Annotated in this window: 6 protein-coding genes; 5 read left to right on the top strand and 1 reads right to left on the bottom strand. The window is 62.5% G+C overall.

Annotated features, from left to right (window positions below; all coding sequences use genetic code 11):
- Nucleotides 1-46: 46 nt before the first annotated feature.
- From pvdM to LOY31_RS09750, 5 genes are all read left to right on the top strand, one after another.
- Complete coding sequence (pvdM, locus tag LOY31_RS09770; RefSeq protein ID WP_258713166.1) at nt 47-1417, top strand: pyoverdine-tailoring dipeptidase-like protein PvdM; 1371 nt, start codon at nt 47-49, stop codon at nt 1415-1417.
- The gene (locus tag LOY31_RS09765; protein WP_258713165.1) at nt 1414-2697 is read left to right on the top strand and encodes an aminotransferase class V-fold PLP-dependent enzyme; all 1284 of its coding nucleotides are present in this window, start codon (nt 1414-1416) and stop codon (nt 2695-2697) included. The genes pvdM and LOY31_RS09765 overlap by 4 nt, the downstream gene beginning before the upstream one ends.
- A 32-nt stretch (nt 2698-2729) precedes the next feature.
- The gene (locus LOY31_RS09760) at nt 2730-3638 is read left to right on the top strand and encodes a formylglycine-generating enzyme family protein (RefSeq protein WP_127797451.1); all 909 of its coding nucleotides are present in this window, start codon (nt 2730-2732) and stop codon (nt 3636-3638) included.
- Between the two features lie 151 nt (nt 3639-3789).
- A complete protein-coding gene (locus LOY31_RS09755) occupies nt 3790-5451 on the top strand; it encodes a cyclic peptide export ABC transporter (RefSeq protein ID WP_258713164.1) in 1662 nt (553 codons plus the stop codon).
- 126 nt (nt 5452-5577) lie between these two features.
- Nucleotides 5578-9741 carry an amino acid adenylation domain-containing protein gene (locus LOY31_RS09750; protein WP_258713163.1) on the top strand — a complete coding sequence of 1388 codons (4164 nt, stop codon included), beginning with the start codon at nt 5578-5580 and terminating at the stop codon, nt 9739-9741.
- Between the two features lie 176 nt (nt 9742-9917).
- On the opposite strand, the gene LOY31_RS09745 is transcribed toward LOY31_RS09750, so the two are convergent.
- Nucleotides 9918-12407 (bottom strand): TonB-dependent siderophore receptor, encoded by a 2490-nt coding sequence (locus LOY31_RS09745; protein ID WP_221533016.1) that lies wholly within the window; start codon nt 12405-12407, stop codon nt 9918-9920.
- Nucleotides 12408-12454: the final 47 nt, after the last annotated feature.

Raw genomic sequence — 12454 nt, 5'->3', positions numbered from 1 at the left:
AGGCCTCTGTGCCTGCACCTCGACGGCGAACCTGACTGAGATGGCAATGACAAAACCACGTTCGAAAAAGGCTCTTTACATCGGCCTGCCGCTGGCCCTGGCGATCAGCGCCGGTGCCGGTTTCGCGGTCTGGGATATCTGGTTCAAGGACAATCCCGGCTACCCTCGCAAAGTCATGCAGCAGGCCGAAGAGCTGCACGAACACATGCTCTCGTTCGACAGCCACATCACCATCACCCAGAACTTCGGCACCACCGGCCACGAAGTCGACAAGGACGGCAGCGACCAGTTCGACCTGGTCAAGGCCAATCGCGGACGCCTGTCCGGCGCGGCACTGACGATCTTCGGCTGGCCGGAAATCTGGAACGGCGCCAATGCCCCGCACAAACCCACCGCCGGCTTCGTCGACGAGGCGCGCAACCAGCAGGAAATCCGCTACAAGATCATTTCCGGCATGGTCCGCGACTTCCCCAACCAGGTCGGCATCGCCTACACCGCCGACGACTTCCGGCGCCTGCACGGCGAAGGCAAGTTCGCGATCTTCATCAGCATGCTCAACGCCTACCCGCTGGGCCACGACCTGAACCTGCTGGACCTGTGGACCGCGCGCGGCATGCGCATGTTCGGCTTCAGCTACATCGGCAACAACGACTGGGCCGACTCGTCGCGCCCGCTGCCGTTCTTCAATGATTCGCCGGACGCCCTCGACGGTCTTTCGAACCTGGGCAAGCAAGCGGTGAAACGCCTGAACGACCTGGGCGTGATCATCGACGTGTCGCAGATGTCGACCAAGGCCCTGGAGCAAGTCGCGCAACTGAGCCGCACCCCGCTGGTGGCGTCGCACTCGGCGCCGCGCGCCATGGTCGATATCCCGCGCAACCTCAGCGACAAGGAAATGCAGCTGATCAAGAACAGCGGCGGCGTGGTGCAGATCGTCGGCTTCTCGCAATACCTGCGCCCACTGACCCAGGGCACTCAGGACAAGCTGAATGAACTGCGCAAACGCTACGATCTGCCGCCGTTGCCGAACCTGGCCGTGGCCCTGATGCCGGGCGATCCGATCATCTCGGCGTGGTCGGAGCAGAAATTCGGCGAATACGCCGGCCAGCTCTACGCGATCCTCGAAGAAGAGCCGAAAGCCAGCCTCAAGGACCTGGGCGACGCCATCGATTACACGGTCAGAAAGATCGGTATCGACCACGTCGGCATCAGCTCGGACTTCAACGAAGGTGGCGGCGTCAAAGGCTGGGAAAACGTCGGCGAAATCCGCAACGTGACCGCTGAACTGCTGTCGCGCGGTTACACCGAAGCCGATATCGCCAAGCTCTGGGGCGGCAACTTCCTGCGGGTCTGGGACCAGGTGGAGAAATCCGCCAAACCGGCACTGGCCACTGCCCGGGAAGCCGCCAAGCCATGAGCAACCGTCGTGACTTTCTCAAGCAGGCCGGGATCCTCGCCGCCGCATTGCCATTGGGCGCGAGCCTGCCGAACATCGCCAGCGCTTCGACCGCCGCCGCCCCGCTGCCACGCAACAAGTGGGCGCAGTTGCAGCAATTGTTCGATCAGGATCCGGCGTGGCTGCACTTCTCCAACTTCCTGATCACCACCCACCCGCGCCCGGTGCGCGAGGCGATCGAAATGCACCGCGCCGCCCTCGACAAGAACCCCGGGCTGGCGATGGACTGGGACCACGGTGTCACCGAAAAACGCGAGGAAGCCGTGCGCGTGCTGGCCGGCCAATACGTGCAGGCCGATGCCCGGCAGATTGCGCTCACCGGCAGCACCACCGAAGGCCTGGCGATGATTTACGGTGGCGTGCAGGTACGCGCCGATCAGGAAATCCTCACCACGGCCCACGAGCATTACGCAACGCACACCATCCTCGAGCTGCGCACCCAGCGTGACGGCACCAAGGTGCGCAAGATCCGTCTGTTCAAGGATCCTTACCGGATCAGCAAAGATGAAATCCTGACCAGCATCGATCGTGCCATCCGCCCCGAAACCCGCGTGCTGGGCATGTGCTGGGTGCATTCGGGCAGCGGCGTGAAACTGCCGCTCGCCGAAATCGGTGCGCTGGTCGACAAACACAACCGCGGGCGCAGCGAAGCCGACCGCATCATCTACGTGGTGGACGGCGTGCACGGTTTCGGCGTGGAAGACCTGAGCTTCCCGGCCATGAACTGCGACTTCTTCATCGCCGGCACCCACAAGTGGATGTTCGGCCCGCGCGGCACCGGGATCGTGGTCAGCCGTACGCCGGAAGTGAAATACGTTACGCCGATCATTCCGACCTTTTCCGAGGCCGAGCACTTCTCCACCACCATGACCCCTGGCGGTTATCACGCTTTCGAACACCGCTGGGCGCTGACCGAGGCGTTCAAGTTGCACCTGCAACTGGGCAAGGCCGACGTGCAGGCGCGCATTCATGAACTCAACAGCTACCTGAAAAAACGCCTGCTGCAACGCCCGCAGATTGAGCTGGTCACGCCGTTGAGCCCTGAGTTTTCCGCCGGCTTCACCTTCTTCCGGGTCACTGGCAAGAACAGCGACAAGATCGCCGCGCACCTGATGGCCAACAAAGTCGTGGCTGACGCCGTCGAGCGCGATGTCGGGCCAGTGATCCGCACCGCGCCGGGCCTGCTCAACGATGAAGCCCAGATCGACCGCCTGCTGGCCGTGCTGGATCAGGCGCTGTGAGCCGAACCTTTTTCCTTTTGACGAGACTCGAAATGAACAGTGAACTGCCTCGTTTTGCCTTGAAAAGCCTGTCGGCGCTGACGCTCGCCGCCCTCGCCGCCTGCCTGCTGCCGACCACCGCCCAGGCTGCCACCCCACCGGCACCGGGCAAGGTGTTCAAGGACTGCAAGGACTGTCCGGAAATGGTCGTGCTGCCCACCGGCACGTTCACCATGGGCACGCCTGAAGACGAAGTCGGCCGCGAGCCCGACGAAGGCCCGATGCACCCGGTGACGTTCGCCAAACCGCTGGCAATCAGCCGTTTCCAGGTGCTCAAGGGCGAATGGTTTGCCTACCTCAAGGACACCGGTTACGTCATGCCCGACGGCGATACCCGCCCGGGCCGCGCGTGCAAGGCCGGGATCCCGGATTACGCCGGCAGCGACCCGCGCAAGCAGTACACCGACAAGCACCCGGCAGTGTGCATGGACTTCGCCGAGGCCAACGCCTACGTGGCCTGGCTGTCGAAAAAGACCGGCAAGCAGTACCGCCTGGTCAGTGAGTCCCTGCGCGAATACGCCGCCCGTGGCGGCACCACCGGGCCGTTCCCCTTCCCGTTCGATGAGGGCAAGGAATACAGCATCGCCAAGCACGCCAATACCTACGGTGCGGCCGATGGCTACAACTTCACCGCGCCGGCCGGCAGCTTCCCGCCCAACGCCTTCGGTGTGTACGACATGCACGGCAACGTCTACGAATGGACCGCCGATTGCTACAACGAAAACTACGAAGGCGCGCCGAGTGACGGCAGTGCGTGGGAGACCGGCAAGTGCCAGTTCAAGCGCATTCGCGGCAACGACTGGGGCGAAGCGCCGGTGTTCTCCCGCTCCGGCAACCGCAATGCGCTGGTGCCGACCGAGCGTGGCGACTGGATCGGTTTTCGCGTGGCGCGCGACCTCTAACCGCGAGCACCGCAGCGGCACCCGCCGCTCGCTCGTCGCTTGAGTCCTCGATAAACCCGCGGGCGGCTAAATCGCTGCCCGCGGGTTTCGTCTTTTAACCAGCCCTACCCTTGAACCAATGCCTTGACCGGCACCAAAAGCGGAAACCTCCATGACCACAAAATCGCGCGGAGCCATCAGTGAAGTCCTCGGCCTGCTCAAGCCTTACCGGGTCGTCGTGGCGCTGTCGATCCTGCTCGGCATGCTCGGTGGCGTCAGCGTCACCGTCCTGCTGGCGACCATCAACAAAGCCCTGAACGGCGCCGGCAGCCCTTCGGCCACGGTATTGGCGACGTTTGCCGGCCTCTGCGCCTTTGCCCTGTTGACCTCGATTCTGTCGGACATCGGCACCAACCACGTCGGCCAGCACATCATTGCCGGGCTGCGTAAATCCCTGGGTGAAAAGGTCCTGCTGGCGCCCATCGAACAAATTGAACGGTTCCGCAGCCACCGCCTGATTCCGGTGCTGACCCACGACGTCGACACGGTCAGCGATTTCGCCTTTTCCTTCGCGCCGCTGGCCATCGCCTTTACCGTGACGCTCGGTTGCCTGGGCTATCTGGCGTTCCTGTCGCTGCCGATGTTCATCCTGTTGCTGGTGGCCCTGGTGGTCGGCATCGCGGTGCAATACGTCGCCCGCAACAAAGGCATCAAAGGCTTCGAAACCGCTCGCGAAGCCGAGGATGAACTGCAAAAGCACTACAGCGCGATTGCCGCCGGCGCCAAGGAGTTGCGCATTCATCGGCCGCGTCGCCAGCGCATGTTCAGCCAGCGCATCGAAGGCACCGCCGATTTCATCTGCCGGACCCACATTCGTTCGGTCAACATTTTCGTGATGGCCAAGACGTTCGGCTCGATGCTGTTTTTCGTGGTCATCGGCCTGGTGCTGGCGCTCCAGTCCTTGTGGCTGGGCACTGACAAAGCGGTGCTCAGCGGTTTCGTGCTGGTGCTGCTGTACATGAAAGGCCCGCTGGAATACCTGATCACCACCCTGCCGGTGATCAGCCGCGCGAACATCGCGTTCAAGCGCATCAACGATCTGGCCGAGCAATTTTCCTCGCCGGAGCCGCACTTGCTGTTGAGCGAATCCGCGCCGGTGAGCAAAACCCCGGTCCAGCAGCTGCAAATGCACAACGTGCATTACGCCTTTCCACCGGTCAAAGGCAGCGCCGCCTTCGAACTGGGCCCGGTCAATCTGAACATCGCTCAGGGCGACATCGTGTTCATCGTCGGCGAGAACGGCGGCGGCAAGACCACCCTGATCAAACTGCTGCTGGGGCTGTATGCGCCACAGCGCGGTGAAGTCCTGCTCAACGGTCAGGTGGTCGATGCCCGGGCCCGCGATGACTACCGCCAGCTGTTCACCACGATTTTTGCCGACTACTACCTGTTCGATGAGCTGGTACAGGGCGATCAACAGGTTCCTGCCGATGCCGGCCGTTATCTGGAGCGCCTGGAAATCGCGCACAAGGTGAGCATTCAGGACGGCGTGTTCAGCACCACCGATCTGTCCACCGGCCAGCGCAAGCGTCTGGCCCTGATCAACGCCTGGCTGGAGGAACGTCCGGTGCTGGTGTTCGACGAATGGGCCGCCGACCAGGACCCGGCATTCCGGCGGATCTTCTACACCGAGTTGCTGCCGGAACTGAAACAGATGGGCAAAACCATCATCGTGATCTCCCACGACGACCGCTATTTCGACGTCGCCGATCAACTGGTGCGCATGGAGGGTGGCCGCGTCGTCACCCACAAAAAGCCCCTCGAAACCGCCTGAGCGAAAGCGCCCTTTCAGCCGACAGCGCCTGTGCGCTGTCGGCCTTCTACCTGAATGTTTATCGCCGTGGACCCGACTGTCGGCAACGCCGTCAGCGACCACGGCGCTGCCAACCACGAGAGACCGATGAACGACTTACTCGATGATGAAGTGCTGGCGCTGCTGATGGCTGATGCCGGCGTGCAACTTCAAGGCCTCCCGGCCCGCCCTCACCCAGTGCCGGCGCCGCTCTCCTTCGCCCAGCAACGCTTGTGGTTCGTGCAACAGCTGACGCCCGACAGTGCCGCCTACAACCTGCCCCGTGCCGTGCGCCTGAACGGCGTTGTGCAAGCCCGGCATCTGCAAGCGGCGCTGAACAAAGTCATCGCACGTCACGACGTGCTGCGCAGCGCGATCGTCGAGATCGACGGCGTGGCGATGCAGGTCGTCGATGAACACGCGACACTCAAACTGGCCTTCGAAGACCTGCGCCACCTGAGCGCCGAAACACGCGACCCCGAACTTGCCCGACGCATCGCCGTCGAGGCCGGTCTGCCCTTCGATCTGAAAACCGCGCCGCTGATGCGCGCGACGCTGCTGCAGACCGCCGACGACGAACACCTGCTGTTGATGAACATGCACCACATCGCCTCCGATGCCTGGTCCAACGCCATTCTCATGCAGGACCTGATGCAGGCCTACGAACAGGTCGTGGCGGGCGATCCGTCGCCGCTGCGCCGACCGGCCATCCAGTACGCCGACTACGCCAACTGGCAACGCGGCGAATACCTCGACAGCGCCGCGTGTGCCGCCAGTGCCGACTATTGGCGCAACTACCTCGGGCAGACCCTGCCACCGCTGGAACTGCCGACCGACTTTCCTCGCCACGAACAGCAGACCCACCCGGCCGGCAAACACGACTTCAGCCTGCCGACGGCGCTGACACAGAATTTGAACCGCTTCTGCCAACAGTCGGGACTGACGCCGTTTGTGGTGGCGCTCGGCGCCTGGCAATTGCTGCTGAGCCGCTACAGCAACCAGCAGGACTTCACGGTCGGCGTGCCGAATGCGAGCCGCAATCGCAGCGAAACCCAAGAGCTGGTGGGCTTTTTTGTCAGCGCCCAGGTCTACCGCGTACGCATCGATCCACAGCTGCCGTGCCAGGATTTTCTCCAGCGCCTGCGCCGCGAAACCCTCGCCGCGCTGGATCATGCCGACTACCCGCTGGAACTGAGCTTCGACGACCTGCAACTGCGGGCGAACGGACAGATCAATCCGTTGTTTCAAACGCTGTTCAACTGGCGCACCGAGGCCTCCGGCGAGGGTCCGCTGATGTTGGGCGACCTGGCGCTGGACTTCCTTCCGGCGGACACGACCCAGGCCAAATTCGACCTGTCGCTGGACATCGCCTATTCGCTGGAGCGCATCGACGCCAGCCTCGAATACAGCCGCGACCTGTACACCCCCGCGACCCTCGAACGGCTGGCCGGTCACTGGCAGAACCTGCTGCACGCGATCACCGAAGATCCGCGCCGCGCGCTGAGCGAACTGCCGCTGCTGAGCCGCGATGAACGCCGCGTGCAGCTCGAACAATGGAACCCGCCCGCCTCGGCCTTGCCCGACGAAGGCGTGCACCAGTTGTTCGAGCGTCAGGCGCTGGCCACACCGGACGCGGTGGCACTGATCGTCAATGACCTGCACGTGAGTTATGCCCGGCTCAATTCGGCGGCCAATCGACTGGCGAACACCCTGATCGCCTGCGCCGTCGGCCCGGAAGTCCGCGTGGGCATCGCCGTCGAGCGCTCGGCGCACATGATCATCAGCCTGCTGGCGGTGCTCAAGGCCGGCGGTGTCTATGTCCCGCTCGACCCCGACTACCCGCAGGAACGCCTGACCTGGATGATCGAAGACAGCGGCCTGGATGTATTGCTGACGCAGGATTCGCTGCTTGAGCGACTGCCATCGCCGCCGTCGGTCAAGGTGATGTGCGTCGATGAGGTTGATCCTCTCGATGACCGACCTGTCGACAACCCGCCCTGCCGCACCTTCGCCAGCAATCTGGCGTACGTGATGTTCACCTCGGGCTCCACCGGTCGCCCGAAAGGCGTGGGCATCACTCACGGCGCACTGGCCCGTCACGCGCAAATCGGTCGGGAGTTCCACGGTCTGACGCCTGCCGACCGCTTGCTGCAGTACGGCACGTTCAATTTCGATGCGTTTGTCGATCAGCTCTACCCGGCGCTGATTTGCGGCGCTTCGGTGGTGCTGCGCGGGCAGGACATCTGGGACAGCGAAACCTGGTATCAGCAGTTGCTGGAGAAAAAATTCACCGTCAGCGAACTGACCACGACGTACTGGAACTTGCTGGCCAAGGACTTCGCGGCCGCCGGCCCACGGGACTACGGATCGCTGCGTCAGGTGGTGGTCGGCGGCGAAGCCATGCCACCGGAAGCGGTCGCGGCCTGGGGCCAGGCCGGTCTCGGTCACGTGCGTCTGCTCAATGTCTACGGCCCGACGGAAGCGACCGTCGACTCCACGCTGCTCGATTGCAGCGACTACGTCACCGGGCGCACGCCCCTGCCCAAAGCCATGCCGATTGGTCGACCGCTGGCCGGTCGTGCCGTGTACCTGCTCGACAGCGGCGGTCAGCCGGTGCCCGTCGGCACCGTGGGCGAACTGATGATTGCCGGCGACCTGCTCGCGCGGGGCTATTTCAATCGACCGGAGCTGACCGCCGAACGCTTCATCCCGGACCCGTTCAGCAACCGGGGCGGACGCCTCTATCGCACCGGCGATCTGGCCCGCTATGGCGCCGACGGCGTGATCGAATATGTCGGGCGCCTCGACCACCAGGTGAAAATCCGCGGTTTCCGCATCGAGCTCGGCGAAATCGAGTCCTGCCTGCTGCAATGGCCAGCCGTACGTGAAGCCGTGGTCGTCGCCCACGAAGGCGCGACCGGTACGCAGTTGATCGGCTATGTAGTGCCGCATGCAAGCGAGCAATCAGAGGACGAACTGCGCGAAGCCCTCAAGGCAGAACTGAAAAACCGTCTGCCCGGCTACATGGTCCCTGCTCACCTGGTGGTGCTGAGTGCATTGCCACTGAGCCCCAACGGCAAACTGGATCGCAAGGCCCTGCCACTACCCGATCTGCATCAGACGCAGCGGCCGTTTCGTGCGCCGCAAACGCCCCTAGAAACAGCGCTGGCCGAACTCTGGCAAGAGGCGCTGCACGTCGAGCGCGTGAGCCTGGACGACAATTTCTTCGAGCTGGGCGGCCATTCGATTCTGGCCATTCAGTTCATTTCCGCCTTGAACACACGCCTGGGGATCAAACTGGCCCTGCAACAAATGCTCGCGCATCCCACGGTCGAAGTGCTGGCCCGGTTCATCGGCATGGAACATCAACAGCAGGTGCAATGCGTGGTCGAGCTGACCGGCGCCACCTCAACCGCCACACCGCTGTTCTGCCTGCACCCGAGCGGCGGCATCGTCTTCTGTTATCAGCCGCTGGCCAAGCGTCTGAGCAAGCACGCTCGCACCTTCGGCATCATGCACAAAGGCTTCGCCGACAAGGACGCCAGCACCCAGACCTGGCCCGAGATGATTGCCGAATACACCGAACAGATTGTCGAAAAGCACCCCGACGGCCTTTACCGCCTGATGGGCTGGTCGCTGGGTGGCGCGATCGCCATGGACGTGGCTGCAGCACTGGAGCGCCAGGGCAAACAGGTGACGTTTCTGGGTCTGGTCGACACCACCCTGCCGGAAAGCATCTTCCCTGCGGATCTGCCACGCAAACCTCTGGAGGAAGACAACCCCGAGTACCTGAGCGCAGACAACGAACTGTCCGTTGCCGTGGAAATGTTCAGCCTGATGTTTGCCCATCTGGAAGAGCCGGCGGCGCGTTACATCGCCGAGAACCCGACAACCAGCCTCAAGGCCTTTTATCAGTGGGCCAGCCAGCAGGCCGCCACCGACGAACAGGAAATGATCGCCACCCTGGAGGCCATCAAGCAGGAAATCATGAACGCCCAGGCGTTCGACATCCACGAGCGGCTGGTCAAGAGTTTCGATGCGTTCTCGCTGCCAACTCTCAAGGTCAAGGCCAGCTGCTGGTGGTCGTTGCAGCACAAGACCCTGGAGCAAGTGCTGCACTCGGAGCAGGTGCTGCGCCAGTACAACCTCAGCGGACAGTTGCAAGGTTCCGTCCATTCACCCTTGCCGCACCGCAGCATGATCTATGGCGAAAGCCTGCTGGACTCGTTTGAATCCGTGCTCCTCGCCTGCGAGGGCGTGACGCGGGACTGATCCTTCGGCAACACTCAAAAAACGCAGACGTCTCGGCCTCTGCGTTTTTTCATGCCTGCTGTTTTGTTCGGGTGTGCGTTGTTTCAACAAGGTGCCGGCGAGAAACTCCGGGCAAAAAAAACCGGCCCACCCTCCTTGTTCAGGAGCGTGGGCCGGTTCGGTGTCCCGTCAGTGCATCAGAACTGCGGGGTGTACTTCACGGAGAACATCACGTTGCGTGGGTCACCGAAGTTGTTGTTACCACTGAGCTGGTTGTACGCCGCGTTGACGTACTTCTTGTCGAACAGGTTATTCGCGTTGACCGCCAGGCTGATCTCCGGTGTCAGCTGGTAAGCGACACGGCCGTTCCACACGGTGTAACCCGCCACCTCGTAAGAGCCTTCGTAGCCCAGGGTGTGGTTTTGAGTGGTGAAACCAAGCCCGGTGCTCAGACGGTTCAAATCACCGGTGAACTGGTAGTTGCCCCACACACGCAGCATGTGTTTCGGTGTCCAGGTGCTGAACGTGCGACCTTCCATGTCAGGATCGTCGAGGTACTTGGTGGTGTTGTAGGTGTAACCGGCAAACAGTTGCAGGTTGTCGGTCACAGCACCACTGATCTCGGCGTCCAGACCCTGGCTGCGCACTTTGCCCGCCGCCGTGGAGCAGTACCAGCCGTCACATTCCATGCCGCCGGAAACATCATCGACCGCACGGTTTTTCTGGTCGTAGCGGAACAGCGCCAGGGAGGTGTTAACCCGGCCGTCCATCAGCTCGCCCTTGAGGCCGATTTCGTAGTTGCTGCCGATGATCGGCTTGAGCATCGTGCCGTTGGCATCGCGCACGGTCTGCGGCTGGAACACGTCGGTGTAGCTGGCATACACCGCCCACTCGCGACTCAGGTCGTAGACGATACCGGCGTAAGGGGTGACTTCACCGGTTTCGTTGGTTTTGCTCGGGTCGGCAGCGACGTATTCATCGCTGAAGGCAGCACGGTTCTTGGACTTGTAGCTGTAGTCATACCAGCTGACGCGCGAACCCAGCACCAGCGTCAGGTCGTCGACCGGTTTGACGCGCCAGGTGCCGTACAGACCTTTCTGACGAATATCGTACTTGCTGTCGGTGGCACGGCCGCCGGCGGTGTTGAGCAGACTGTCGTAGCTGATATCCGGACGATCGTTATTGACGTTGAAGATCGTGTCGGTGGCGTTGTTGTTGAAGGTACGGGCGAGCTGGTCATCCGTCTCCAGCTGGGAGTAGTTGCCGCCGATCATGACTTCCTGCTGCATCGACAAGGCTTCGAACTTGCCGGTGAGGTTCATGTCGAGACCGACCTTGGTGGAGTCGAAGTCGGTGATGAAATCGGCGTACTGAATACCGCTGCCGTCAGGCTTGAGACCGGCACCGGAGCTTTGCAGACGCTGGCTTTTCGACTCGTTGGTTTCGGTCATCTGCACGGCACCGACCTTGAACGCCCAGTCGTCGTTGAAACGGTGTTCGAGGTCAGCGTAAAGGGTGGTGACGTTGATCTGCGAGTGGTTCCATTTGGCACCGCCGTAGGTCGAACGCGAAACGTCCGGCATTCTGCCGTCGGCGTAACGCGGCAGGCCACGGATCATCGGACGCGACTCGGCCTCGGTGCGGCTGACCGCCAGGCCCAGGGTGGTGTCGTCACTCAGGTCGAAGTCCAGCGAGCCGTACAGCGAGTGGGTCTTGCTCCATTCGTAGTCGACGAAGGAATCGCTCTGGTCTTCATCGGCAACGAGACGGCCACGGATAGTGCCGGCCTGGTTCAGCGGGCCGCCCGCGTCCAGTTGCAGGCCGTAGTGATCCCACGAGCCGGCCTTGCCGGTGATGCTCACGGTCGGTGCCGCCTGACCGCGTTTGCGCACCAGGTTGATGGCACCGCCAGGACTGCCGGTCCCTTGCAACAGGCCGGATGCGCCGCGCAGGATTTCCAGACGGTCGAAGAAGATCAGGTCCTGGGTCGCCCAGTTGCCCAGCGAGTAGTTGTTACGTGGAATCGGCACGCCGTCGTACTGCCAGTCGTCGATCTGGAAACCGCGCGAAGAGATGATGATGCCCTTGCCGACGCCCTGCAGGCCGACGATGCCGGTGGTCTGGTTCAGCGCGTCCTTGAGGTCGACCAGGTCCTGATCGTCCATCTGCTTGCGGGTCATCACGGTGACCGACTGCGGAATTTCCTTGAGGGTGTGAGTGCCCTTGCCGATCGTGACGGCGTTGGAGGTGTACGAGTTGCTGCCTTCGGTGGTTGCCCCGACCTGTTGCGCACTGATGTTGGTCGCGCCCAGTTCCAGGCCCTGTGTGGCCGTGCCGCGCACCAGCATCAGGGTGTTGCCCTCGATGCTGTAACGCACGCCGGTGCCGCGGAGCAATTCGGCGATGGCCGCCTGCGGGCTCATCTTGCCGCTGACCGCGTGGCTCTTGAGTCCGGCCATGTCGTCAGCGTTGTAGATCACTTGCTGGTTGGTCTGCTGACCGAACGCCTGCAATGCCTGTGGCAGCGATTGCGCCGGGATATTGATGCTGACGTCTTCAGCCATCACTTGAGCGCTGAGCGGCAATACGCAGACCAGCCCCAGACCGGTCAACACTCGGCGCGAACGCAGCCCGCGGGACATGACGAGTGCCTTGAACAGAGGTTTCAACTCATGAATTGCTGACATCGTGCTCTCTATTATTGGTAGAAGTGGAAATCCATTGGGCCGAAGGG

The organism is Pseudomonas sp. B21-021 (assembly GCF_024749205.1).
Lineage (GTDB): Bacteria > Pseudomonadota > Gammaproteobacteria > Pseudomonadales > Pseudomonadaceae > Aquipseudomonas > Aquipseudomonas paraglycinae.
Note: the sequence above shows the minus strand (reverse complement) of the source record. Positions and strands in the feature narration are given on the sequence as shown.

What these genes read in the sequence shown, in the direction of transcription:
- LOY31_RS09755 (WP_258713164.1), top strand. Translation starts at nt 3,790, where the DNA reads ATGACCACAAAATCGCGCGGAGCCATCAGTGAAGTCCTCGGCCTGCTC.
- LOY31_RS09765 (WP_258713165.1), top strand. Translation starts at nt 1,414, where the DNA reads ATGAGCAACCGTCGTGACTTTCTCAAGCAGGCCGGGATCCTCGCCGCC.
- LOY31_RS09760 (WP_127797451.1), top strand. Translation starts at nt 2,730, where the DNA reads ATGAACAGTGAACTGCCTCGTTTTGCCTTGAAAAGCCTGTCGGCGCTG.
- pvdM (WP_258713166.1), top strand. Translation starts at nt 47, where the DNA reads ATGACAAAACCACGTTCGAAAAAGGCTCTTTACATCGGCCTGCCGCTG.
- LOY31_RS09745 (WP_221533016.1), bottom strand. Translation starts at nt 12,407, where the DNA reads ATGTCAGCAATTCATGAGTTGAAACCTCTGTTCAAGGCACTCGTCATG.
- LOY31_RS09750 (WP_258713163.1), top strand. Translation starts at nt 5,578, where the DNA reads ATGAACGACTTACTCGATGATGAAGTGCTGGCGCTGCTGATGGCTGAT.